The sequence below is a fragment of the Marivivens niveibacter genome (assembly GCF_002150005.2).
GTDB classification, from domain to species: domain Bacteria; phylum Pseudomonadota; class Alphaproteobacteria; order Rhodobacterales; family Rhodobacteraceae; genus Marivivens; species Marivivens niveibacter.
On sequence record NZ_MSPP01000002.1, the window covers coordinates 350,684 to 374,175 of the forward strand.

Here is a 23,492-nt window from a genome sequence, read left to right on the forward strand (position 1 = left end):
AAACACTCCTATTTCCCGATGCAAAAGCTGGAGAAGATAACATCCAACAAATCTTCGACGTCAACGCGGCCGGTCAACGATTCAGTCGCCCGCACTGCGGTTCGAATCTCTTCTGCGATAATGTCGGACATTCCAATGCCCGAGTCCATCATCCCAATAGCGGTATGCAGCGCATCACAGCCCTGGAGCAATGCGATCCGATGACGTTCGCGCATCGCCACACCAACCCGCGCGCTTTTGTTGCGTAGATCAGTTTCAATATGGGCGATCAACATGTCGATCCCCGCCCCGGTCTTACCCGAAACGCCGAAAATACCTTCTTGTGGCTCATCAACTTTAGACCGCACAATAATGGTATCGGACCCAAATTGCTGAGATGGCTCTTCACCCATCTCCAACATATAGATTACGATATCGGCGGCCTCGGCGCGTTTACGGGCCAATTCGATGCCTAAACCTTCGACAACGTCGTCCGTTTCGCGAATACCGGCCGTATCCAGAACGGTAACAGGCAAGCCACCCAGATCCATGCGGACCTCGATCACGTCACGGGTTGTTCCTGCGATATCTGATGTAATCGCGGCGTCACGGCCAGCTAAACGGTTCAACAGCGTGGATTTACCGACATTCGGCGCGCCAACGATTGCGACCTCGAAACCTTCGCGCACTCGTTCTGCAATCCGAACGCCTTCGGCCTCAGCCATCATTTCGGATTGAACGCCAGCCAATAGCTCGGACACTTCAGGCGTCACATCAACGGGCACTTCCTCGTCGGCGAAATCGATGGTTGCTTCAATCAATGCAGCGGCGCGGATCAAATTTTCGCGCCATTTGATGACTTTGTCGCCTAAAGCGCCCTGAAACACACGAAGCGCTTGTTTGCGCTGCGCTTCGGTTTCGGCATCAATTAGATCGGCCAAACCTTCGACTTGAGCCAAATCCAGACGCCCATTTTCCAACGCACGGCGGGTGAATTCGCCCGCTTCGGCCGGTCTTAGACCCTGAATATGGGAAAGTTCGGCCAAAACTGCCGCTGTAATCGCTGGCGATCCGTGCAATTGAAATTCAACGACTTCTTCACCAGTAAAGCTGCGCCCCTGATCGAATGTCAGGATCAACGCTTCGTCGATCAATTCACCCGCGCGGTCGCGTACCGGACGCAATCCGCGCCCATTCGGAACCGACCCACACAAAAGCTTGCACGCGCCAAAGGCCGAAGGGCCTGAGACGCGCACAACAGAAACACCAGCTTTGCCTGGCGCGGTGGCCAAGGCATAAATCGTGTCCATGAAAGCCTCCGCGGCTTAGCTGTTCATCGAGTCGAAGAATTCGCTGTTCGATTTGGTCTGTTTCAACTTGGAAATCAGGAATTCGATCGCGTCCGTTGTACCCATTGGGTTCAGGATACGACGCAGAACATAGGTTTTCTGTAGATCGATCTTATCCACCAGCAGGTCCTCTTTGCGGGTGCCGGATTTCAGGATGTCCATCGCAGGGAAGACGCGTTTATCCGCAACCTTACGATCCAGAACGATTTCAGAGTTACCCGTACCTTTGAATTCTTCAAAGATAACTTCGTCCATGCGGGAACCGGTATCGATCAGAGCCGTCGCGATGATGGTCAGCGAACCGCCCTCTTCGATGTTACGCGCCGCACCAAAGAAACGTTTCGGGCGTTGCAGCGCGTTTGCGTCCACACCACCTGTCAAAACTTTACCTGACGATGGCACGGTCGTGTTGAACGCGCGGCCCAAACGAGTGATCGAATCCAGAAGGATGACAACGTCGCGTTTGTGTTCGACCAGACGTTTCGCCTTTTCGATGACCATTTCGGAAACGGCGACGTGGCGCGATGCGGGTTCATCAAAGGTCGAGGACACGACCTCGCCTTTTACGCTGCGCTGCATGTCAGTCACCTCTTCTGGGCGTTCATCGATAAGCAGAACGATCAGATAGCACTCTGGGTGGTTCTTTTCGATGCTGTGGGCGATGTTTTGCAGCAGAACAGTCTTACCAGTACGCGGAGGCGCCACGATCAGCGAACGTTGACCTTTACCGATTGGGGACACCAGATCGATGATGCGGGCCGAACGATCCTTCACGGTCGGATCTTCGATCTCCATTTTCAGGCGCTCATCTGGGTACAGAGGCGTCAGGTTATCGAATGCGACCTTGTGACGGGCTTTCTCTGGTTCTTCAAAGTTTATTTTTTCAACCGTGACCAGCGCGAAATAGCGTTCGTTGTCGTTTGGTTCTTTGATCACGCCTTCGACGGTGTCACCGGTGCGCAGCGCGTGCTGGCGGATCATGTCCGGGGATACGTAAATGTCATCAGGGCCGGGCAGATAGTTTGCCTCTGGCGAACGCAGGAAACCGAAACCGTCCTGCATAACCTCTAGAACACCGTCACCGCCGATAATCCATTCTTCGTCCGCACGTTCGCGCAGAATGGCGAACATCATATCGCCTTTGCGCATCGTGGATGCGTTTTCGATCTCCAACTCTTCGGCCATAGCCAAAAGGTCTTTGGGGCTTTTTGCCTTTAGATCGGCAAGGTTCAGGCGGTCTTGCGACATTGCAAACCCTTTCACGCACAACGCGACGCGTCGGCAAACAGTGATGATGTTAGACAGAGTCCTTCTCCGGACGGAGAGGCGCCTCTATTAAGCGCGACTCAGGCCACGAGTCAAATTCAGAATTTGAAAATGACCGAGAAGACGATGATCAGCATCAGAACGGTCGGTACTTCGTTCATGAGCCGATACTGGCGACCAGTTAGGGCATTGTTGTTTGCCATGAAATCCTTGCGCCGTTTTCCAAGCCAATGATGGAACCACGTCATCGCGATCACGCTTGCGCCTTTGGTGTAGGGCCAGATCATTCCCCAGCCGACAACGCCAGGGGTAAAGACCAACATCAAACCAAAAATCCATGTCGCGATCATCGCTGGGTTCATGATCGCACGTAAAAGCAATCTTTCCTGATGTTGGAATAGCAGATCCATTTCACTGCCGTGCTCTACCCCACGTTTTTTCAGACCTTCGACGTGATAAACGAAAAGCCGTGGAAGATAGAACAATCCTGCCATCCAAGACATGACCGAAACGATATGAAGGCTCTTGGTCCAGAAATATGCGCTGCTCAGAAAATCTTGGATCATGTCAGGTCTCGGTTTGGTTCCCCCCTAATAAATATAATATTTAAAAGAAAAGAATTTGGTTGTTGTACTGTGGATAACCACGTCATTCACAGTTTTCCCCAATGTTATCCAGTTTTACACATTCGTCCACAAGGCTGATTTTTCTGTGGAATGATTCAGAAAAACCATAAATTTCAGTGCTTTATTTTTGACATCTGAAAATTGACTCTGAAACGGGTCTGAGTCCTGTGTCGATTCCCACCGATCTGTCCACATGTGGCAGTTATCCCATCCCCATGCTGAAAACCTGTGCTGGAATCGAGAATAGTTTGATCGGAAATTGCGACTTGGCGAGTCAACCTCTAAGACTCCCCCAACCTGCCCTCAGATTATACGGAAGTTTTCCTGCCAGTTATCCACATGTCTGATCCACTTGTTCTTGCCTCTACATCCGAAATTCGTGCCACTTTGCTGCGTAATGCAAATGTGCCTTTTGAAACCGTTCCCGCCCGCGTGGATGAAGAGGCAATTCGCGATGCCCTATTGGCCGAAGAAACCGCGCCCCGCGATATTGCCGATGCTTTAGCCGAAGCGAAAGCCCGCAAAGTGTCCATGAAACTGCCATCCGCAATGGTTTTGGGCTGCGATCAGGTGCTAGAGGCGGACGGAAAGATGTTTTCGAAACCGTCTGGTATCGATGACGCCCGTGATCAGCTGAAAACTCTGCGCGGCAAAACGCACCGTCTGCTTTCTGCGGCGGTTGTGTATAAGGACATGGAGCCGATTTGGCGTCACGTTGGCGTTGTCCGCCTGACGATGCGCCATTTTTCGGACGAATATCTGGACGACTATCTGGAACGTAATTGGGACAGCATCAAATGGTCGGTTGGTGCGTATAAGTTAGAAGAAGAAGGATCGCGACTAATGGCGCGTATCGAAGGCGACTATTTCAATGTACTTGGCCTGCCTTTGTTAGAGCTGCTGAACTATCTGACGATCCGGGGGGACCTGAAATCATGAGCGAACATAAAATTCCTTTGGCTGGTGTTATCGGTTGTCCGATTTCGCATTCCAAATCTCCACGTCTGCACGGTCATTGGCTGAAAACCTATGGGATCGCAGGTCATTATGTTCATTTGCACATCGAAAAAGAAGATTTCCCCGACGCGCTGCGCAACATGCCGAAATTGGGTTTTGTTGGATGCAATGTCACGATCCCGTACAAAATTGCGGCGCTGGAAATTGCGGATGTGATTACGGATCGCGCATCCATGATTGGTGCCGCGAATACTCTGACTTTCCGTGATGGTAAAATTTACGCTGATAATACAGACGGTTACGGGTTTACTGCAAATGTCTGGCAGGGCGAACCTGACTGGAAACCAGACCTAGGCCCAGCCTTGGTATTGGGCGCCGGGGGTGCCGCGCGCGCAATTATCGTTGCGCTTCTCGATAGCGGCGTACCCGAAATTATCCTGACAAACCGCACCCGCGCCAATGCCGAAGCTTTGCGAAGCGATTTCGGCGCTAAAGTCCGCGTTGTTGAATGGGTGAATGCTGGTGACGCAATCGCGGATGCGCATACGATCGTGAATACCACGTCGCTGGGCATGAAAGGCGGGCCAGAGTTCAAAGTGAATTTGGATAAACTGCGCGCCGACCAATTGGTGACCGACATTGTTTACACGCCGCTGCGGACCCATTTGTTGAATGAGGCCGAAAAGGCAGGCTGTCGCACGGTCGACGGTTTGGGGATGTTGCTGCATCAGGCTGTTCCTGGATTTGAACGCTGGTTCGGCAAACGGCCAGAGGTCACCGAGGAATTGCGCCAACTGATGCTGGCAGGCTGATGATCAAACTTGGTCTCACAGGATCGATCGGTATGGGAAAATCGACAACTGCGTCGATGTTTCGTGATGCTGACATTCCTGTCTGGGACGCAGATGCCGCTGTACACGAATTATACAGCGCTGGCGGCGCAGCAGTTGGGCCTATTCAGAGCCTGTTTTCTGGCGCAATCGTCGATAACGCTGTCAGCCGCGATGCGCTAAAACAGATCATCCAATCGGACCCAAACGCCCTGCCCGCAATTGAAAAAATTGTGCACCCTTTGGTGGCCGATCACCGCGCCAATTTTATCGCGGCGCATGCTGATGCGGAATTGGTCGTGTTTGATATCCCCCTGCTGTTCGAAACGGGCGCGGACGCGTGGCTGGACAAGGTACTGGTGGTGTCCTGCCCGCCCGAGGTTCAGGCAGAACGGGTGTTGTCACGTGGAACAATGACGCCCGAACAGTTCGACATGATCCGGTCGCGTCAAATGCCTGATGCTGAAAAACGGGCACGTGCGGATTATATCATCGAAACGCTGACCCTAGACGGCACCGCCGCGGATGTGCGACACCTGATTTCCGATCTGACAAACGGGGCAAATCATGCGTGAAATCGTTCTGGATACCGAAACCACAGGGTTTGAACCCGAAAGCGGCGACCGCATTGTCGAAATTGGTTGTCTAGAGCTGCACAACCACATGCCCACGGGCAAAACTTATCATGTTTACATTAATCCCGAACGTTCCATGCCCGCCGAAGCCTTTGGCGTGCACGGCATTGGCCCCGATATTTTGGAACCGCCCCGCCCTGCCGAAAAAGGCGAGGTGACTTTGTTGGATAAACCAAAATTTGCCGAGGTTGGTCAGGGATTTCTGGATTTTATCGGCACAGACAGCCGTCTGGTGATCCACAACGCGACGTTCGATATGAAATTCCTGAACGCCGAATTGCGGTGGATGGGATTGCCGCAGATTCCGAACGAACGGGCGCTAGATACGCTAGCGATTGCGCGTAAAAAATTCCCAGGTTCGCCTGCATCCTTGGATGCGCTATGCCGCCGTTTTGGCATCGACAACTCGAACCGTACTTTGCACGGCGCGTTGCTCGACTCTGAAATTCTGGCGGATGTGTATCTGGAATTGATCGGGGGCCGTCAGCCTGACTTTGCCCTGTCGGCGCAATCGACGTCAACGTCTGCTGCGGGAACCCAGTCAAACTGGCGTCCCAGCCCGCGGCCAACGCCGCTGCCTTCGCGGATCACCGACGAAGAAACCGCCGCCCACAACGCATTCGTTGAAAAACTGGGCGACGGCGCTTTGTGGAAAAAGCTTAGTTAGCAGGTGTTTCCGCTGCTTCTTTCTGAGCCTGAACGCGGCGCATGATTTCCTGCTGATAGATCGACGCGAAATCGATCTGGTCCAGGTTCACTGGTGGGAAACCGCCGTCGCGGGTGATGTCGGATACGACGCGACGCAGGAACGGGAAGGTCAGGCGTGGACATTCGATCATCAGATATGGGTGCATCTGGTTTTCAGGCACGCCTTCGATCTGGAAAATACCGGCGTAGTCGATTTCCAGAAGGAACAAAGGCTCTTTGCCTTCTTTGGTGTTCGATGTGACGGTCAGTTTGGTCATCACTTCATATTGGTTGTCCGCACGTTTGCGGGCATCCAGCGCAACTTTGATCGACATTTCTGGGGCTGGATCGCCTTTTACGCCTTTTTGCGCCAGAATGTTTTCGAACGACATGTCGCGGATGTATTGCGCGACGATACGGTTTTTGATCTGGGCCGGTTGGGCCGCGTTTTGGGACTGCTCTTCAGCCATCAGACTTCTCCAAAAATAAAGTTCGGCCTTGTTTATCAGTCCTGAACGCTAGCCTCAATGCTAATGGCGGGTCCAGCCCGACGGATGGGTTGGACGTTTATCCCCGTCAACATGTTCGAATTCACCGTCTATCACGTCTTCATGCGTTGGATGCTGGGACTGAGGTGACTGGCCGTAGCTAAACGACTGCACTTTGATACGTGATTTCGCGAACTTAAACACAGCGGCACGCACTTGCGGCACCAAAAGCGCGAAACCAACGGTATCTGTGAAAAAACCGGGTGTTAGCAGCAATGCGCCCGCGAATAGGATCATCGCGCCAGAGGCCAAAGGCTCGCTCGGATCCTGCATCGTCTGAAAACTTTTACGTAGCTTGATCATCTCTTGGGAACCTTGGCTGCGCACCAGATTTGCACCGATCATTGCGGTTGCCAGAACGATCAATAGGGTCCAACCCAATCCGATGGCGCCGCCAACTGTGATGAACAGGGCGATTTCGATCATCGGAACTGCGACAAAAGCTAACAAAAGCCACATAAGATATCCTTTCTGGCCGACAGTGGACTTGATCGGGCCTGTAACCTACATAGGTGCGGTAGGATAAATTTTGAATGCCTGTCGCAAGAAAGAGGTTCACGAATGAACGGTGCCCTAATCCAACTGCTGGTCCTAGCCGGGGTCGCGATTTTCCTAATCCTGCGTTTGCGCAGTGTTTTGGGCACTCGAGAGGGATTTGAAAAACCTCCAATTCAACGTGACGAAACCGAAAGCCGTCGCCCGAACCTAGAGGTGATCGAAGGCGGTCCAGATCACGACATTATCGACCACGTTCCAGAAAACAGCCCAGCCGCTGTTGCGTTTGCTGATATGAAACGCGTGGATCAAACATTTAACGTGGGCGAATTCTTGGGCGGTGCCAAAGGCGCATATGAAATGATCCTGATGGCCTACGAAACTGGAAATCTGTCGTCGGTACAGCCGTTTATTTCCGAAGATATTTACGATGCATTCGCAGCAGGTATCGAAGCGCGGGAAAAAAATGGCATCACCGTCGAAGCATCGTTTATCGGTGTGTCTGAAACAGCCGTTCAAGATGCTGAATTTGATACCACAAGCCGCGAAGCCGAAATTACCATCCGTTTCATGGGTGAATTTAACTACACAGTACGCGACAAAGCAGGCGACATCATCGAAGGTGGCCCAACAACTGTGAAACGTCAGCGTGATGTGTGGACCTTTGCGCGGACCATGGGCACAGATGATCCAAACTGGACGCTTGTGGCAACGGGCGAATGATTGGTGGGTTTGGCCGTGCGCTGACCCTAGGATTATCCCTGATCTGCGGGGCTGCGATGGCGGAAACGAAATACACGTTACTGGATTTTGCCGATCTAGATGGCTGGGCCGAGGATGATCATTCCGCGGCCTTTGCTGCATTCAAGGAAACCTGCCGCGATCTAGACGGCCCTGAGTGGGAAAAACTGTGTAAAGTCGCGTTGGAAACCGACGATGCGCGTGGTTTTTTTGAACTGTTTTTCAAACCCGTGATGATCGAAGACGGCGAACCCATGCTGTTTACGGGGTATTTTGAACCCGAACTGGCCGGTAGCCCGACGCGCACTGAAACCTACCGTTATCCGCTGTATCGTTTGCCATCTGCCCTGCCCCGCACGGGCCCGTGGCTCACGCGCCGTGAGATTGAACAGGGCGCGTTGTCTGGCCAAGGGTTGGAAATTGCGTGGTTGTCGGATCCCGTTGATCGGTTTTTCCTTCAGGTTCAGGGATCCGGCCGTGTGCGTTTGACGAATGGCGATGTGATCCGCGTCGGGTATGCTGGCAACAACCGCCATCCCTATTCATCCATCGGTCAGGAACTCATCCGCCGCGGTATTTATTCCGAACATCAGGTCAGCGCGGCGGTCATCCGTAATTGGGTGCGCAATAACCCTGATGAGGGGCGCGAATTGCTGTGGACCAATGACAGCTATGTTTTCTTTCGCACGGTGAACGAAGTCCCTGCGGAAAAAGGACCGCTGGGTGCAATGAACCGTTCGATCACGGCAGGCCGTTCGATTGCTATTGATCCTGCATTCACGCCACTAGGTGCGCCTGTGTGGATTGAACGGCAAGGGTCGGAAAATATGCACCGCCTGATGATCGCGCAGGACACGGGTTCCGCCATCAAAGGTGCGCAGCGCGCGGATATTTTCATCGGCACGGGCGATGAGGCTGGCCGAACCGCAGGCGAGATCAAAGACACTGGCCGTATGGTCGTTCTGATGCCTATTCAAACCGCGTTTTCATTGGTGCCAGAGGTTCTGTAATGCCTCGTCGTCGTCGCCATTTGTCGCCCGAAGAAAAAGCCCTGTGGGAACAGGTGGCGAAGACGACTGAACGGATGCATCCCAATAGGGTGCCAGAACCTGATGCCGCGCCCCTGCCCCAACCCAAAACTGCGCCCGCAGCGTTGGTTCAGCCGCCAATCCCGAATTTTCGCGTAGGTGCTAAATCGTCGGCAAAACGTCCCCATGATATCGCGCCGTCTATCGCAGATGGTCTGCGCAAAGCCCCACTAATTATGGATCACAAGACCCATAAAAAGATGACGGGTGGCAAGCTAAAACCAGATGCTAGGATCGACCTGCACGGCATGACCGTCGCCGAGGCACATTCTGAACTGATCGCATTTCTGCTGACCGCCCACGACATCGGGCACCGTCTGGTTTTGGTGATTACGGGCAAAGGCAAAGATCGCGATGACGGCGGCCCGATCCCTACGCGGATGGGTGTTTTGCGCCATCAGGTCCCACAATGGATGCGTTTGCCGCCGCTAAACCATGTGGTGATGCAGGTGACCCCTGCCCACCTCAAACACGGCGGGCACGGGGCATATTACGTGTATCTGCGCAGACGCGGTTAAAGAACGTAGCGGCTTAGATCCGCGGAACGCGACAGTTCGCCGATATTCTGTTCAACGAAATCTGCGTTCACGGTGATTGTTTCACCGCTGCGATCTGGCGCGCTGAAAGACAATTCTTCGAACACGCGTTCGATCACTGTGTAAAGGCGGCGTGCGCCGATGTTTTCGACCGATTTGTTGACCTCTGCCGCGATACGGGCCAATGCGGCGATGCCGTCATCGGTGAATTCAACGGTGACCTCTTCGGTGCCCATCAGCGCCGAATATTGCAAGGTCAGCGCGTTATCGGTTTCGGTCAGGATGCGGACGAAATCGCCTTCGGTCAGGTCTTTCAATTCAACACGGATCGGCAGACGGCCCTGCAATTCGGGCAGCAGGTCCGATGGTTTCGCCACATGGAACGCACCCGACGCGATAAACAGTATGTGGTCGGTTTTCACAGGGCCATGTTTCGTGGACACGGTTGTGCCTTCGATCAGGGGCAGCAGATCGCGCTGCACACCTTCGCGGCTGACGTCGGCGCCGCGTGCATCGGCGCGGGCGCAAACTTTGTCGATTTCGTCCAAGAAAACGATGCCCGCCTGTTCGACCGATTCAATCGCATTGCGTTTGACGGTTTCATCGTCGAGCAGTTTGTCGGCCTCTTCGCCGATCAGAATGTCATAGCTTTCTGCGACGGTGACTTTCTTTTTCACGGTGCGCTGGAACGCTTTGCCGAACAGATCGCCAAGGTTCATCATGCCGCCCATTTGCGGCTGACCTGGGATTTCAAACCCGCCCATTGGGTTCGACGTGTCCTGAACCTCTAGTTCGATGATATGCCCGTCCAATTCGCCCGAACGCAGCTTTTTGCGGAACGCTTCGCGGGTGCCCTCGCGGGCGTCGACACCTGCGATAGCTTCGATCACGCGGTCTTCGGCAGCGGCTTGTGCGTTGGCTTTGACGTCTTCGCGCATGTATTCGCGGGTCTGCATGATCGCGACATCCACCAGATCGCGGACGATTTGTTCAACGTCTCGGCCAACATAGCCGACTTCGGTGAATTTGGTCGCTTCGACTTTGATGAATGGCGCGCGTGCCAATTTCGCCAAACGGCGGCTGATTTCGGTTTTACCAACGCCGGTTGGGCCGATCATCAGAATATTTTTGGGATAAACTTCATCGCGCAAGTCCGCGCCCAGCTGTTTGCGGCGCCATCGGTTGCGCAGGGCAACGGCGACAGCGCGTTTCGCGTCAGATTGGCCGATGATGAAACGATCCAGTTCGGATACGATTTCGCGGGGGGTAAGATCAGTCATTCTATCCTCTTAGCCTGCGATCTTTTCGACCGTCAGCTTGCCGTTTGTGTAAACGCAAATGTCAGCAGCAATCGCCATCGCGCGGCGGGCAATGGTTTCGGCGTCATAGTCGCTGTCCATCATGCCGCGGGCTGCAGCCAGTGCGAAATTGCCGCCCGATCCAATCGCGGTCACGTCGTGTTCGGGTTCCAGAACGTCCCCTGCCCCTGTGATAACAAACAGGTCGCGGCCATCGGTGACGATCAACATCGCCTCTAGCTTTTGCAGGTATTTGTCGGTGCGCCAATCTTTGGCCAGTTCGATACTGGCGCGCATCAGTTGGCCGGGGGTGGCCTCTAGTTTCTTTTCCAGACGTTCCAGCAGGGTAAAGGCATCAGCGGTTGATCCGGCAAAACCGCAGACCACATCGCGCCCACCTGGGGACAGACGGCGCACCTTGCGGGCGGTGCCTTTGATCACGGTTTGGCCCAGGCTGACCTGACCGTCACCGGCGATCACGACCTCGCCGCCTTTGCGGACGCCGATAATGGTGGTGCCGTGCCAACCGGGGAATTCGTTATCTGCCATAGATGCCTCCTGTTCTTTGGACCTATATGGATGCGGGCCATTGGGGGAACAACCCTACGTCATCCCCAAAATGACAAAAGCCCGACCGTTTGGAACGATCGGGCTTTTGAAAACAAGGTAAGTCAGCAATTAAATGCTGTCTTGGATCCATGCTTGCAGCGCGGCTTTGGGTGCTGCGCCTGCTTTGTTCGCGACGACTTCGCCGTCTTTGAATACGAACAGGGCTGGAATACCGCGCACACCCAACTGAGCTGGCGAATTCGGGTTTTCGTCAACGTTCACTTTGACGATCTTTACTTTGCCTTCCATTTCGTCGGACAGCTCTTCCAAAGCTGGGCCGATCATGCGGCAAGGGCCACACCATTCTGCCCAGAAATCGACGACAACTGGAATGTTGGACTGACGCACTTCGGCGTCAAAGGTATCATCACTGACAGCTACGGTAGCCATTTCATCTCTCCTAACTGGATGTCGAATTGGAACGTATGTCCGCCCCCCTGAATGGTCAAGCGCCCGAAGCCCATTCCAGACCCAAGGTGGCAGGAGGCAATTCCATGAGCGTTGCGGTTGCCGTCCACAAAATCGCGCAATCAATACGGTGGTCGGGATAAATTTCCGCCAAAGCAGCCCGATAGGCGGCCATCTGTCTTAAAATCCCATCGGGGGTTTGTTCAGGCGTTTCTGGAACAGCGCGGTTTGATTTGAAATCAATGCACAAAACGCGGGTGTCATCGACCACAAGCCGGTCTATTGCGCCAAAGATGCGCCCGCCCAATGCTGGGATTTCGGCGGTGATTTCGACTTCTGCCAATGTGGAGGGATCAAAAATGACTGATAATTGCGGATTTTCGATCATTGCGATCACATCATCCAAAATCACATCACAATCGTCTACCAAAGCCGCGTCTGGATTTGCATCGATCAAAGATTGTCCGATGTCGTATCGTTCTGCGGCCGCGTAGTTAGGCAAATGTTCCAACAACTGGTGAATGATTGACCCGCGTATCATAGCCACTTCGGTATCATAGGCGCCAAATTCGCCGGCTAGGGCTTTTGCTCCGCCTAAATCGCTGGGCGCGATTGTCTTTGGCCGTTCGGGCACATCTTCGGCGATGCCGAAATCGGGCAGGGCGGGCGTTGGTTTTTCAACCTCTTTGATGGAATGAAATTCTAGGCCGTTCCAATCGTTGACGCTAAACCGTTTGAATTCCAGATCATCGATTTTTTCATCGGTTGCACCAATGCCATCCATTGCGGCGCGGATCACGTCGTACCAGCTTTGTTTGCCTTCTTCGGCGGTATTTGCACCCGCAATAATCAGCCATTTTTCTGCACGGGTCAGCGCCACATAAAGTAGGCGGCGCCGTTCGCGCGTTTGGCTGTCTGCTATGTGATCCACAAACGGTTGGATGGTTTCAGGCATGTCACCGCTGGTTGGTTTCCAGATCGGACCCGAGTCTGTTTTGATGATGCCATCACTGACGTTGTTTCTACGATCTTGGGTTTCGGGCAGAATGACGATCGGCGCCTCTAGGCCTTTGGACCCGTGAACTGTCATCACGCGGATCAGATTACCCGCGCTGTCCATCTGGCGTTTTACTTTGACCTCTTCGGTCTCCATCCAGTGTAGAAAACCTGTGAGCCCCGGAACGGATGACCGTTCATAGGCCAGTGCCTGAGATAGCAGCGCATCGATTGCGTCCTCTGCCTCGGCCCCTAATTGATAAACCAGTTTTTTGCGGCCGCCATGGCGGGTGAGCATACGTTCAATCAAATCATAGGGCCGCAGGAAATCGGCCTGCTTACGCATGTCATTCAAAACGACCATAGTTTCGGGAAACTCGTCCGCATGATCGCGTAAAGACGCCCATAGATACCCTTTGCGACCCTGAGCGATGTGGAACAATTGCTGTTCGGTCCAACCGAATAGCGGGGATTTTAGGACTTCGGCCAATGCAAGGTCATCTTCGGCCAACGACAGAAATTTCAACAAAGACAGGATGTCTTGGACGGCTAACTGATGACTAAGCGTCAATACGTCCGCCCCTGCAATCGGCAGGTTCATGTTTTTACAGGCGCGGATGATTTCGTTGAACAGTTTGCTGCGGCGTTGAACAAGTATCAGAAAGTCACGCGGTTGAACCGGGCGTCGGTGATAGGTGCCCGAATGACCGTTTTCCTCGGGGATCGTTTCGGTTCGGATCATGCGGTCGATCTGCGCTGCGATCTGTTTGGCCAGCTTTACTTCAGCGCTGGATTCTTGGATCAGGTCGACTGGATCGTACCAATGTTCCTTTTCAACCTCGGGTGTTTTTTCAATAAAGGGCCACAGGTCGACACGCCCGGGCATGTCTTTCTTGAACGCGATATGGGTGACCTTTTGTTCCAAGCCTTCGGCCATTTCGCCGGTGAATGTGCCATCCACAAAGGACAGGATCGCCTGAGACGACCTGAACGAATACTGCAATTCTGTAGATACCAGCGGCGCGTCCGTTCCTTTCAACGCTTTGTCGAAATAACTGCGCATACGATCGAATTCTTCGGGGTCCGCGCCCTGAAAGCTATAGATCGACTGCTTTTTGTCGCCGACCACAAAAATGGTGCGTTTCTGGTCGGCGCGGGCTCCTTCGCCAGCTGCAAATTCTCGGGACAGTGCATCAACGACGGCCCATTGCGCTGGGCTGGTATCTTGGGCCTCATCCACCAGAATGTGATCGATACCGCCGTCCAGTTTGAACAAAACCCAGTTTGCCACGACTTCATCAGTTAACAGATCGCGCGTTTTGTCGATCAGGTCATCGAAATCTAGCAACCCGCGGGCAAGTTTGCGTTCTTCATAGGCTGGAATGAACACGCGGGCGAAATCATACAGGACCATCGTGCGATCCAGCGCTTCGACCCCTAAACGGCGTTGACGGGCATCTTGAACCCGTTCCATCAAATCATTCAGGTCTTCGATCAGGGCGGGATCTTTGGCTTGCGTAGCTTTGGTCGGGAAACTCCCAATTTTCGCAGAAAATGGGGATTTGGCACCCGAACCTGTCAAAAACACATTTTCGCAAATCCGCAGGTCACCCATGGTAAAGGGATTGCCAGTAATGCCCGATAGTGCAGCACCGTTTTTCTGGTCGGTAGAGCTACCTTTTAGGCATAGGTCACGCACGGCGGTAATGGTTTGCAGGTCACGCGGATCAAACACGTCATCCAACAAAGTCTGGGCGGTTTCATCTGGACTGATACCAAACTCTGCAGCCAAATCAGCACGTGTTGTGGGCGCTAGGAACTCGCGTTTGAAACGGATGGTTTCAGCGGCAAGTTTCGGGAACGTCATATCGCTGACGAGCCGCGCAATATTGTCGATCACGTGGGCCTGCGGGCCTTCTGCGATGGTTTCCAAAACTTCCTCGCGCAGCATTTCAGCGGCGCGATCCTCCATTTCAGTAAAGGCGGGTGATACACCAGCCTCTAATGGAAAACGGCGCAGAATAGATGAACAGAACGAATGGATCGTTTGAATACGCAACCCGCCCGGCACCTCGATTGCGGTGGCAAACAATCGGCGCGCTACTGATAAATCAGGGACGGTGTGGTCCGGCTCTGCGCCCATGTCGTACAGTTCTTTTCGCAGGTCATCATCGGGCATCATGGCCCATGCACCCAGACGGCGGAAAAGCCGGTTCTGCATTTCTGATGCAGCTGCTTTGGTGTAGGTCAGGCACAGGATGTTTGACGGGTCGACGCCCGCCAACAGAAGCCGCGCCACACGGTCGGTCAAAACGCGCGTTTTACCTGAACCCGCGTTTGCAGATACCCAAGTCGATGCCATGGGATCAGCCGCCTGAATCTGGCGGCGTGTCGCGTCATCTTTGATCATGTGACATCCTCTGGCTCGGGGTCTTGGCTTAGGTCCCATTCGCCGTAGCGGGACAGGTGATCATAGTCACCGCCATAGGCTGCGGTTTGCGCGGCCATCATTGCCGTATAGCCCCGTTTGGGATTACCCCACGCGCGGATCAATTTGACGAAATTGTCCCATTCGTCGTCGACTGACAAATCTGGCAATTGATCTTTGCGTTTCTTGTCTGGCGCGCCACTGGTGGCGATGGGGGCACGCACCGGTTTTGCACCCGCTTTGATCTGGATGAATTCCGCATCATGTGCGGGTTTTGGTCCAATGGCGGCAAAGGCACCGCGCGCGACCATTGCGGCTTCGATAATCAGCTGTTTATCAAAGTAGTACTGCATTTTTTCATTGGGCGGCGTGCCTGTTTTGTAATCGTACAGGATGACTTCGCCATTGTCGGTTTCGTCGATGCGGTCCGCCTTGCCTTTGATCTTAAATTCAAGACCTGGGATCATCATTTCACCCCATGCCTCGATATATGTTGGGGTGCCGCGTTTTTGGCGTTCGATCTCTGTCTGTAGGAACCAATCCGCAGCTTTTTCCAAGGCAGATAGCCACAAACGCCGCGTGACGACCCATGGACACATGGTATCCAGTTTTTCGACAGCGATTTGCATCAGGCGGTCCCGCGCATCCGGCGCAGTAGGGTCATTTTTTTCGCCAATGAACTGTTCCAAAACCGCATGAATGATCGTGCCTTTCAGGGGGGCATCAGCCGTCGGAACCAAAGGGTCGAGCGGTTGAAGGTCCAGAACCTTGCGTGCATAAATCGCATAAGGATCGCGAATGAGGGTCGCGATTTGCGTTATCGACAGATCTTTGGGACGAGCAGACACTGGCGGACGCGGCGAGGGGCGTTTTGCCGGAGTTCCACGTCCATGGGGCGCAGCCAGTGCGATTGCCTTTTCAACCCATTCGCTGCCGCGTTGTTTCATCGCCTCTAATGCGATCTGACCATTCTGATCAGGAAGGCCGTTCAACAGGTTGGTCAGGCGGTTGATCCAGCGCGACGGGACGGTTTCGGCCTCTTCGGATCTGACGGCACGTGTGATCCAGACCTCTTTGGCGGACACGGCTTGTTGATAGTCATGCGCCGACAAACCAATACGGCGTTCGGGTAACAAAAGACCTGCTTTGGCGCGCATATCGCGGTTGAGCCATGGATCGGGCGTTGGAGTTTCTGGCCAAACGCCATCGTTCATCCCGCCAAGGATGACCAAATCGGCACTTTGGACGCGGGCTTCTAGCGTTCCCCAGAACAGCACATTGGGATGGCCATTATCGGGGTTACGGACAACGCCCGCCGATAAAATGGATGATACCATCGACGCGTAGTCATGCAGTGACAACTCGCCCGCAGCATCGGCATGGGTTCGCAATTCGGCGATTGTTTTGGTTGCTTCGCGGCCTGCGGCCTCTTTCCAGAGTTCGCTTTCACCTGAGGTGGGACCGGCCGCGGCCAATTCGGTTAATGCGATGTGATGGTTTAGATGGTCGATCAAAGCGCCATGTTTCGGGCCAGATAGCGCCAGATCCAAAATTTGCGCGACCCAATCAGCCCATTCGCGATGATCGTCGTCTTTTGTCGACAAATCGCGCATGGTTTCGCCCGTCGGGTAGGGCGGACCAAATCTGCGAATGTGCAATTCCAATTCGCGCGTCCACCGCAAATGCGGCCCGCGGTCAGATCCGGTTGCAGCCAATGGATGTTTTAACACAGACAGCAGTGTTTCACCGGTAGGGCGATCAAAAATCAGCGATCCACACAGTCGAATAAACCGACCCGGAGGGGACAGATGCAATGGTTGGCCAGCGGAATCGTCTGCGACGATATTCCATTTATCAAGAGCTGCCGAAACCTGACGCGTCAGCATTCGGTCGGGCGTGATCAGGGCGGCGGTCACACCATCGCTGACGGCTTGACGCAAACGCAGTGCGATTGTTTCGGCTTCAGTTCTGGGCGTCGGCGCTTCGACCAGTGTCACGTTATCCATCGCATGTGTCAGATCGCCCAACGATGGACCATCGGTTAGCCATTGATCTGTGACAGGCGCGGGGCGCAAAGACAGCGATATCACCTGATTGCGAAGGGTATCGACCGAGGTTTCATCGCCCCATTTGGTCATTTGTGACACGTCCATCCCCATTTTATCCAAAAACAATTTGAACCGATATTGGGGGTGATCTTCGAATTTGCGGCGGTCTGTCATGGCGTCCCAAATATCGGGGCTCATGTCAAAATCGACACCAGGTAGGATGACCGCGCCCTGGGGCAGGCGGGCAACGGCCTCCATGAATAGGGATGTTGCGCCGCGCGACCCTGTCGATCCCGCGACGATAATTGGATGATCGGGTGCAGTTTCAGCCCACGACGCGACCAACTGTTCAATCACCATCCGTTGGCGCGATTCTTTGTCCGGTGCGGCCAAGGCGCTGTCAAAAAACGGCTGCACGATACCGATAAATTTTTGCGCGTTTTCCCAATGTCCCGATCGATCCGATACGTCCAAGTCTAGAACAGATTGCAGCGGGACGCCTTCGCCATGCATTTCGTCCATCAGATTGGCAAGGCTGTTGGACAGGTCAAACAACGCGGAACGGGGTGCGAGATAGGGTTCCTTGTCTAGCAGAGCGGACACGAATTGCGACAATTCCAGACGTCGACGCAGAGGCGCGACGGGCTGCGGCAGTTTCGCCGAAATCGGATCTGACGCGAGATCAGTCACCAGTCGCAACCGCGGCAACAACATCGCACCGCGTTTCATGAAAACTTCGGCCACGCGACGTTTCATGCGCTGTGTGTTTAGATAAATTTCGACGCGCGCGAGTTCGGTCGGAGACTGGTTAGACATGCGTGTCAGAACACCGTCCACCAAAGACTGAGCAGCGTCCACGCCTAACGGCTGACCAAAGACGCGGGGAGTATCGATTGGATCAAACATCGGCGATCATCCTTTGGGCGATTTCAATGCAATCGGGACGGCCAACATCGCACCAAAGGCCATCATATTCCGTACCAAACAGCGTGCCTTTATCCAGCATTCGGTTCCATAATTCCCACATGGAAAACGCGCTCTGATCAATGTCACTCAATAGGTCGGTCCGGATTATCTGACATCCCGTGTAGATAGCGCCCGGGCCTTTGCGAATTCGCCCTTCATCGTCGGTTAGAAAATCGCCCTTGCCGGTGTGGCCATGTGCCTGTGATTGAGGAACCAGTAACAGCAGTCCATCCATGTCTTCGTGCCATTCAGATAGCAGCACATCAAAAGGATTTGGGCCTTTCCATACGGCGTCGGTATTCATCGTGAATACTGGGTTCGATGACAGATGGGGCAGGGCGCGTTTTAATCCGCCACCCGTTTCTAAAATGGCGTTTGTTTCATCTGAAATGGCTACGTCGTCTGGGACGGCATCGACAATTTGTTCTGCCAGATAGTGAACATTCACAACTCGCGTAAATTGTGGCGCAAGGTCCAGCGCATGAAACAAAAGAGGTTTGCCCGCAACATCGACCATCGGTTTGGGCCGAGTGTTTGTTAGCGGGGCCATACGTGTGCCAAATCCAGCGGCGAAAAATAGAACAGAATTAGGGTACATCAGGTAAAATCAACGGCGCCAAATCGGCCAGAATTGGGTGAGAGAGGTCTTGTTTTACATAGGCCTGCACACGCGGCACAAATGCACGGTATTTTTCTTTTCCATCTTGATAGATCAGGCGCGCAAAAATACCCAAGATGCGCAAGTTGCGCTGAACGGATATTACAGCAAATGCCGCGGGGTCGATGTTTTGGGTTAATGCCTCGACTGTTTCGGGGCTCACGTCGCGGCGGGCATCGCGCAACAGTGATACCAAATCGTAAACAGGATGCGCTAGCAATGCGTCTTGAAAATCCAACAACCCAACACGATCCAAACCCGTTTGGGATGGGCGCCAGATCAGATTTTCAGCGTGAAAATCACGTAGTGACAACGCAAGCGGCGCATCGACTGTCACGAGCGCGGCGTGCATGCGTTCTGAAATTGCGGATGCATTGGCGTGGGGCGCATAAAATTGGGTGTAAAGCCCCATAAGATCGGTCGCGACGCGGGGCGTCATTTCATGCAGGCCGTCGGGTAGAGGGCCAGCCGCATAAACATCGATGGTTTGTTTTGCCAACTGATACAGCGTCAATTCATCTGCGCTGTGGTCTGACAACCATTTGGCATAATGGTCTGGTCCCAAATCGCTGATCACGGCCAATCCGTTTGGAATATCGGAAGCAAGAATTTCAGGTGTCGTCAGCCCAAAACCACGCAGATGATCGGCCATTTTGATAAAAGGGCGTAAATCTTCGCCAAGTTCCGGCGGAGCAATCATCAAAATGGCCGTTTGCCCTGATAGGCCTGTCATGCGCCGATAGCTGCGCCGTGACGCATCCCCTGCGATTGGGGTTTGGGCCCAATCGGCCCATTCTGTTTCGGTTAAAAAGCGATTGATGTCAGACACCGGCGGCCTCTAACCGTGGTTTCCAATGGTCGGGACCTGACAGGGTTGCGGTATGCGGATCGCCCGCTGACAACTTGAGAACCAAAGCGTCCTGCGGGGCAAGGTCGCCCAAACGATCTGGCCATTCGATTAGACAGATCGCCGTCTCGAATGCTTCGTCTATACCTAGCTCGATTGCTTCGTCTGGGTGCGACAGTCGATACAGATCAAAATGCCAGATGTCGGGGTCATCTTCGTAGGTTTGCACCAACGTAAATGTTGGAGAGGGAACATCCTCTTCGTATCCCAGTCTTGCGCGGATGACAGCGCGGGAAAATGCGGTTTTGCCGGCGCCGATATCGCCCTCTAACAAAATTGTTTCACCCGCGCCGAGAATAGACGCGATTTTCTGAGCGAAAATAACGGTATCGGTTTCTGTGGTTAGGGAAATTGGGCCGAGTTCAAATGACATGGGCCCAAACTACGCGATGCCACTAAACAGGCAAGCCAGAATTAACCATGCGCGGCCCAAAGCGTAGGCTGTTCATAGGTGCCTTGAGACAGCGGCACATCTGGCCTGAATTCCACCAAGGTGTCACCATTGGGCAAAGGTTTGACACAGCAAACGATTTCTCTGCCGTTGTTCAGTCTGATGCTGTCATTCCACGCTGAACGAGGCGACATTGAACAAAGTTCTTCGCGGAGGCGCGACCAAACTGGTGTTGGTACTGTGGATTTCTGCCAAATCCGCGATTCTTCTAACAGGGACGTTCCAACAAATTGGGCCATTGGTTGATGGTGCCATAATTTTTCATAGGCCGAATTGTGAATGGTAAGCGTGCCAGCGGATGAAAACACAGCGACAGCCGTATCAAAATTGTCTAGCACTGCTTGGCTGCTGTCGATCTGGTTGCGGAACCGGCGGGTCAAAGAAATCTCGGCGCTGATGTCTTCGAACAAAAAGGCAAGCGCACCATCGGGATGGGGCCGGCCTGTTACCCGAAAGGTTTGCCCGTTCGGTAGGTCCCATTTTTCGCAATATGTTCCATCCTTGGCACGTGTTTCCATATCGATAATGGTTTCGCGCCAATTGGTGTAGTTCTTGGGTTCTGGGATCATTCGCGCCTCGCGCATGCGATCCAGAAATGTGTGAATACCGGGGCGAGACGCCAAAAATTCGGGGCGAATACCCGTCAGATCCATCAGGGCCGGATTGAAGATCATCAAACGGCGTTCTCGATCAAAAATCGCCAGACCAATGGACAGTTGCGCAAAGGTTTTGACCAAGGTTTGCACATAGCTTCGCTGGGTTTCCTCGGCCTGAACAACTTTGGTTATGTTTGTTGCAAAGAATAATGTTTCGGTTGGGCGTGGGACGCAGGAAACATCGAACCAAGTCTCATCCGGATCGCCAGAAATATGGATATTTTGTCGTGAAATGGCGCTGTCCAGCAGCGTGCCGCCTTCGCTGGGGGTGTTGAACAAATTCAGTGGTGGCCAAGTTTGAATGTCCGTAGGGGCGCAGCCAGAATGTTGCGAGGCAAGATCCAAGTACGCTCTGTTTGCCCAAGTGATCGTGCCATTAATGTCTTGTTTCCAGATCAGTTGAGGTGAATCTTCGGCGATATTACGCAGCGCTTGCAATTCGTCGTTCAGCGATGCTGCTGCGGCGCGGTCGATGGTTTCGCCGCGATGGGAACCATCGTCATAGCTGATCCGTGATAGACCGTTCCAATATTCTGCGATCACTTGCAAATCAGGATTATCAGGCGAGGTTAAAACCCGCCTCCCGTCTTGAGACAGGGTTTCCAGATGTGACCGAAGATGCGGAAAATGCGGTGCGAAAAGCGCGACAAATCGATCCCAGTCCGTGGTTTCGGTCGTGCGGTTTTTGATCAACGCACGGGCCGCAGGGGTTGCATCAATCAAGTTATGGTCATCAAACAGAAAAACAATTTTCTCTTCGGCTTCGCGCAACAGGGCGCGCGCAGTTTGCCGTTTCTGATCGAAATGCCGCATGATGGCGTAGATGAATGTCCCACTTAATCCCACGCCCAAAAGGCAGGTTAAAACCAATCCTTGGATCGTCATGATCGAAACTCCATCATCGTTTTGATGAAGCTAAATCAACGAAGGTTAATTCAGGGTTAAATATCGATTGGCACGTTTTCTCCAAGAGCCGCGCGTTCGCCGTGGTCTGGATCAACCTTGGAGCGGATCCAACTGACAGTCACAATTGCGCCACCCAGATCACCGCCATTGGCAAAGGCCAATTTCGCACCCGACCGTTCCAGCAAGGTTTTGGCGATGAACAGGCCTAGACCCATTCCGTCATAGCCAGGCCGTTGCGGCAAATTGCGTTGCCTGACAAAGGGATCGCCGATACGTGAAATAACGTTCTGGCTGTACCCAGCGCCATCATCACAGATGCGCACCAAAACTGTGTCCTTTGACCAATGCATTTCGACGTCGACGGTCGTTGCAGCAAAATCCACTGCGTTTTGAATAAGGTTCCGTAGGCCGTGAATGATTTCAGGACGGCGGCTGATGATTGGCTGTGTGTCGGGTGCGATTGTGTCTTTGGCGATATGGAACCTGATTTCTTTGCCTCGGGTTAGGTGCGGCTCGGCCGCTTCGCGCAAAATCCCTTCGATTGGGACATTGCGTAGGTGCAAATCGTCTTTGCCCGCGCGGCCCATAGACCGCAGAATATCACGGCACCTATCCGCCTGATCGCCAATCAAACGCAAGTCTTCGACAAGGTCGTCGTTATCCCCTGCTTCGTCCAATAGTTCGGCTGAAACCAATTTGATCGTCGCCAATGGCGTACCCAGTTCATGCGCGGCCGCAGCGACGACACCGCCCAAATCCGTAAGCTTTTGTTCGCGTGCCAAAGCCATCTGAGTGGCAAGAAGGGCATCAGACATATCGTGCATTTCGGTGGTAATCTGGCGTGCATAAGCGCCTAGAAACAAAACGCCGACAACGAGCGAGATCCAGAAGCCAAAGCGAAAAATCGCAGGAAGTTCTAGCAACTCGCCAGTGCTGGTGATCAGTGGGAAATGCCACAGCGCCAATGCCGTGATGATAGCGATTGCGACACCGCCCAACATAGCGGTGTTCCGCAACCGCAAAAATGTTGCAGCGATCGTGACGGGGGCAAGCACGAGCAAGGCAAAGGGATTGTTCAGACCGCCCGTCAGATACAGCAGCAAACACAATTGCAGCAGATCAAATAGCAGCATCAACATCGCCTCTAATTCCGTGAGGCGTTTGGTTTCTGGATATAAAAATGATGAAAATAAGTTGGCGATGATAGATGCGCCAATCGCCATGGCGGCCAATCCTACCTCCAATTCCAGTTGGAATAGATAGACTGTGACAATTAGCGCGATGATCTGACCTACGATGGCGATCCAACGCAGGATAACCAATGTACGCAGGCGGACCCATCGGCTGCGTTCGCGGTCGTACAAAGAAGTTGTCGGAATTGTCATAGCTGGTGGCCTTTGCAGGGCTTGTTATTCAGGGACTTT

At 53.5% G+C, this 23,492-nt stretch carries 22 protein-coding genes; 7 read left to right on the forward strand and 15 right to left on the reverse strand.

Annotated elements, in window-relative coordinates:
* Positions 1 to 8: 8 nt before the first annotated feature.
* The 3 genes from mnmE to BVC71_RS07610 all read right to left on the reverse strand — a co-directional run bounded on the left by mnmE (position 9) and on the right by BVC71_RS07610 (position 3,160).
* Positions 9 to 1,289 carry a tRNA uridine-5-carboxymethylaminomethyl(34) synthesis GTPase MnmE gene (mnmE, locus tag BVC71_RS07600; protein ID WP_086451030.1) on the reverse strand — a complete coding sequence of 427 codons (1,281 nt, stop codon included), beginning with the start codon at positions 1,287 to 1,289 and terminating at the stop codon, positions 9 to 11.
* Between the two features lie 15 nt (positions 1,290 to 1,304).
* On the reverse strand, positions 1,305 to 2,576 hold the full coding sequence (gene rho, locus BVC71_RS07605; RefSeq protein ID WP_086451031.1) for a transcription termination factor Rho: 1,272 nt from the start codon (positions 2,574 to 2,576) through the stop codon (positions 1,305 to 1,307).
* 116 nt (positions 2,577 to 2,692) lie between these two features.
* Positions 2,693 to 3,160, reverse strand: coding sequence for a CopD family protein (locus tag BVC71_RS07610; RefSeq protein ID WP_086451032.1), 468 nt, complete (start codon positions 3,158 to 3,160; stop codon positions 2,693 to 2,695).
* A 399-nt stretch (positions 3,161 to 3,559) separates the two neighbouring features.
* Here BVC71_RS07610 and BVC71_RS07615 point away from each other — a divergent pair, with 399 nt between their 5' ends.
* From BVC71_RS07615 to dnaQ, 4 genes are read left to right on the forward strand one after another with little or no spacing between them, the layout of a single operon-like run.
* On the forward strand, positions 3,560 to 4,159 hold the full coding sequence (locus BVC71_RS07615; RefSeq protein ID WP_086451033.1) for a Maf family protein: 600 nt from the start codon (positions 3,560 to 3,562) through the stop codon (positions 4,157 to 4,159).
* A complete protein-coding gene (locus tag BVC71_RS07620; protein ID WP_086451034.1) occupies positions 4,156 to 4,989 on the forward strand; it encodes a shikimate dehydrogenase in 834 nt (277 codons plus the stop codon). Before BVC71_RS07615 ends, BVC71_RS07620 begins: the two co-directional genes overlap by 4 nt.
* Positions 4,989 to 5,582, forward strand: a complete 594-nt coding sequence (gene coaE, locus BVC71_RS07625; RefSeq protein WP_420845600.1) for a dephospho-CoA kinase — start codon at positions 4,989 to 4,991, stop codon at positions 5,580 to 5,582. The genes BVC71_RS07620 and coaE overlap by 1 nt, the downstream gene beginning before the upstream one ends.
* Positions 5,575 to 6,309 carry a DNA polymerase III subunit epsilon gene (dnaQ, locus tag BVC71_RS07630; RefSeq protein WP_086451036.1) on the forward strand — a complete coding sequence of 245 codons (735 nt, stop codon included), beginning with the start codon at positions 5,575 to 5,577 and terminating at the stop codon, positions 6,307 to 6,309. The genes coaE and dnaQ overlap by 8 nt, the downstream gene beginning before the upstream one ends.
* On the opposite strand, the gene secB is transcribed toward dnaQ, so the two are convergent.
* Together secB and BVC71_RS07640 are read right to left on the reverse strand one after the other, a co-directional pair.
* Positions 6,302 to 6,799 (reverse strand): protein-export chaperone SecB, encoded by a 498-nt coding sequence (secB, locus tag BVC71_RS07635; protein ID WP_086451037.1) that lies wholly within the window; start codon positions 6,797 to 6,799, stop codon positions 6,302 to 6,304. The two genes, dnaQ and secB, sit on opposite strands and share 8 nt — an antisense overlap.
* Before the next feature lie 60 nt (positions 6,800 to 6,859).
* Positions 6,860 to 7,336: an FxsA family protein gene (locus tag BVC71_RS07640; RefSeq protein WP_086451038.1), complete on the reverse strand. Its 477-nt coding sequence runs from the start codon at positions 7,334 to 7,336 to the stop codon at positions 6,860 to 6,862.
* Between the two features lie 102 nt (positions 7,337 to 7,438).
* On the opposite strand from BVC71_RS07640, the gene BVC71_RS07645 reads away from it, so the two are divergent.
* The 3 genes from BVC71_RS07645 to BVC71_RS07655 are packed head-to-tail and all read left to right on the forward strand — an operon-like array spanning position 7,439 to position 9,719.
* The gene (locus tag BVC71_RS07645; RefSeq protein WP_086451039.1) at positions 7,439 to 8,095 is read left to right on the forward strand and encodes a Tim44/TimA family putative adaptor protein; all 657 of its coding nucleotides are present in this window, start codon (positions 7,439 to 7,441) and stop codon (positions 8,093 to 8,095) included.
* Positions 8,092 to 9,123 carry a murein transglycosylase A gene (gene mltA / locus BVC71_RS07650; RefSeq protein WP_086451040.1) on the forward strand — a complete coding sequence of 344 codons (1,032 nt, stop codon included), beginning with the start codon at positions 8,092 to 8,094 and terminating at the stop codon, positions 9,121 to 9,123. Before BVC71_RS07645 ends, mltA begins: the two co-directional genes overlap by 4 nt.
* Positions 9,123 to 9,719 (forward strand): Smr/MutS family protein, encoded by a 597-nt coding sequence (locus BVC71_RS07655; protein WP_086451041.1) that lies wholly within the window; start codon positions 9,123 to 9,125, stop codon positions 9,717 to 9,719. Before mltA ends, BVC71_RS07655 begins: the two co-directional genes overlap by 1 nt.
* Here BVC71_RS07655 and hslU read toward each other — a convergent pair.
* The 10 genes from hslU to regB all read right to left on the reverse strand — a co-directional run bounded on the left by hslU (position 9,716) and on the right by regB (position 23,453).
* On the reverse strand, positions 9,716 to 11,017 hold the full coding sequence (gene hslU / locus BVC71_RS07660; protein WP_086451042.1) for an ATP-dependent protease ATPase subunit HslU: 1,302 nt from the start codon (positions 11,015 to 11,017) through the stop codon (positions 9,716 to 9,718). The two genes, BVC71_RS07655 and hslU, sit on opposite strands and share 4 nt — an antisense overlap.
* Before the next feature lie 9 nt (positions 11,018 to 11,026).
* Positions 11,027 to 11,584: an ATP-dependent protease subunit HslV gene (hslV, locus tag BVC71_RS07665; RefSeq protein ID WP_086451043.1), complete on the reverse strand. Its 558-nt coding sequence runs from the start codon at positions 11,582 to 11,584 to the stop codon at positions 11,027 to 11,029.
* Between the two features lie 129 nt (positions 11,585 to 11,713).
* A complete protein-coding gene (gene trxA, locus BVC71_RS07670; protein WP_086451044.1) occupies positions 11,714 to 12,034 on the reverse strand; it encodes a thioredoxin in 321 nt (106 codons plus the stop codon).
* 55 nt (positions 12,035 to 12,089) lie between these two features.
* Complete coding sequence (gene addA, locus BVC71_RS07675; RefSeq protein ID WP_086451045.1) at positions 12,090 to 15,458, reverse strand: double-strand break repair helicase AddA; 3,369 nt, start codon at positions 15,456 to 15,458, stop codon at positions 12,090 to 12,092.
* Positions 15,455 to 18,430 (reverse strand): double-strand break repair protein AddB, encoded by a 2,976-nt coding sequence (gene addB, locus BVC71_RS07680; RefSeq protein ID WP_086451046.1) that lies wholly within the window; start codon positions 18,428 to 18,430, stop codon positions 15,455 to 15,457. Before addB ends, addA begins: the two co-directional genes overlap by 4 nt.
* The gene (locus BVC71_RS07685; protein ID WP_086451047.1) at positions 18,423 to 19,088 is read right to left on the reverse strand and encodes a nucleotidyltransferase family protein; all 666 of its coding nucleotides are present in this window, start codon (positions 19,086 to 19,088) and stop codon (positions 18,423 to 18,425) included. The genes addB and BVC71_RS07685 overlap by 8 nt, the downstream gene beginning before the upstream one ends.
* Positions 19,078 to 19,977, reverse strand: coding sequence for an aminoglycoside phosphotransferase family protein (locus BVC71_RS07690; protein ID WP_086451048.1), 900 nt, complete (start codon positions 19,975 to 19,977; stop codon positions 19,078 to 19,080). Before BVC71_RS07690 ends, BVC71_RS07685 begins: the two co-directional genes overlap by 11 nt.
* Positions 19,970 to 20,428 (reverse strand): tRNA (adenosine(37)-N6)-threonylcarbamoyltransferase complex ATPase subunit type 1 TsaE, encoded by a 459-nt coding sequence (tsaE, locus tag BVC71_RS07695; RefSeq protein ID WP_086451049.1) that lies wholly within the window; start codon positions 20,426 to 20,428, stop codon positions 19,970 to 19,972. Before tsaE ends, BVC71_RS07690 begins: the two co-directional genes overlap by 8 nt.
* A gap of 41 nt (positions 20,429 to 20,469) precedes the next feature.
* Positions 20,470 to 22,047 (reverse strand): PAS-domain containing protein, encoded by a 1,578-nt coding sequence (locus BVC71_RS07700; protein WP_086451050.1) that lies wholly within the window; start codon positions 22,045 to 22,047, stop codon positions 20,470 to 20,472.
* Between the two features lie 56 nt (positions 22,048 to 22,103).
* Positions 22,104 to 23,453: a sensor histidine kinase RegB gene (gene regB, locus BVC71_RS07705; RefSeq protein ID WP_086451051.1), complete on the reverse strand. Its 1,350-nt coding sequence runs from the start codon at positions 23,451 to 23,453 to the stop codon at positions 22,104 to 22,106.
* Positions 23,454 to 23,492 lie beyond the last annotated feature (39 nt).

Coding starts and splice junctions, on each gene's coding strand:
- BVC71_RS07615 (WP_086451033.1), top strand. CDS start 3,560: ATGTCTGATCCACTTGTTCTTGCCTCTACATCCGAAATTCGTGCCACT.
- addB (WP_086451046.1), bottom strand. CDS start 18,430: ATGTTTGATCCAATCGATACTCCCCGCGTCTTTGGTCAGCCGTTAGGC.
- regB (WP_086451051.1), bottom strand. CDS start 23,453: ATGACAATTCCGACAACTTCTTTGTACGACCGCGAACGCAGCCGATGG.
- mnmE (WP_086451030.1), bottom strand. CDS start 1,289: ATGGACACGATTTATGCCTTGGCCACCGCGCCAGGCAAAGCTGGTGTT.
- BVC71_RS07610 (WP_086451032.1), bottom strand. CDS start 3,160: ATGATCCAAGATTTTCTGAGCAGCGCATATTTCTGGACCAAGAGCCTT.
- mltA (WP_086451040.1), top strand. CDS start 8,092: ATGATTGGTGGGTTTGGCCGTGCGCTGACCCTAGGATTATCCCTGATC.
- BVC71_RS07645 (WP_086451039.1), top strand. CDS start 7,439: ATGAACGGTGCCCTAATCCAACTGCTGGTCCTAGCCGGGGTCGCGATT.
- hslU (WP_086451042.1), bottom strand. CDS start 11,017: ATGACTGATCTTACCCCCCGCGAAATCGTATCCGAACTGGATCGTTTC.
- rho (WP_086451031.1), bottom strand. CDS start 2,576: ATGTCGCAAGACCGCCTGAACCTTGCCGATCTAAAGGCAAAAAGCCCC.
- hslV (WP_086451043.1), bottom strand. CDS start 11,584: ATGGCAGATAACGAATTCCCCGGTTGGCACGGCACCACCATTATCGGC.
- BVC71_RS07685 (WP_086451047.1), bottom strand. CDS start 19,088: ATGTACCCTAATTCTGTTCTATTTTTCGCCGCTGGATTTGGCACACGT.
- trxA (WP_086451044.1), bottom strand. CDS start 12,034: ATGGCTACCGTAGCTGTCAGTGATGATACCTTTGACGCCGAAGTGCGT.
- dnaQ (WP_086451036.1), top strand. CDS start 5,575: ATGCGTGAAATCGTTCTGGATACCGAAACCACAGGGTTTGAACCCGAA.
- secB (WP_086451037.1), bottom strand. CDS start 6,799: ATGGCTGAAGAGCAGTCCCAAAACGCGGCCCAACCGGCCCAGATCAAA.
- BVC71_RS07700 (WP_086451050.1), bottom strand. CDS start 22,047: ATGACGATCCAAGGATTGGTTTTAACCTGCCTTTTGGGCGTGGGATTA.
- coaE (WP_420845600.1), top strand. CDS start 4,989: ATGATCAAACTTGGTCTCACAGGATCGATCGGTATGGGAAAATCGACA.
- BVC71_RS07620 (WP_086451034.1), top strand. CDS start 4,156: ATGAGCGAACATAAAATTCCTTTGGCTGGTGTTATCGGTTGTCCGATT.
- addA (WP_086451045.1), bottom strand. CDS start 15,458: ATGATCAAAGATGACGCGACACGCCGCCAGATTCAGGCGGCTGATCCC.
- BVC71_RS07640 (WP_086451038.1), bottom strand. CDS start 7,336: ATGTGGCTTTTGTTAGCTTTTGTCGCAGTTCCGATGATCGAAATCGCC.
- BVC71_RS07655 (WP_086451041.1), top strand. CDS start 9,123: ATGCCTCGTCGTCGTCGCCATTTGTCGCCCGAAGAAAAAGCCCTGTGG.
- tsaE (WP_086451049.1), bottom strand. CDS start 20,428: ATGTCATTTGAACTCGGCCCAATTTCCCTAACCACAGAAACCGATACC.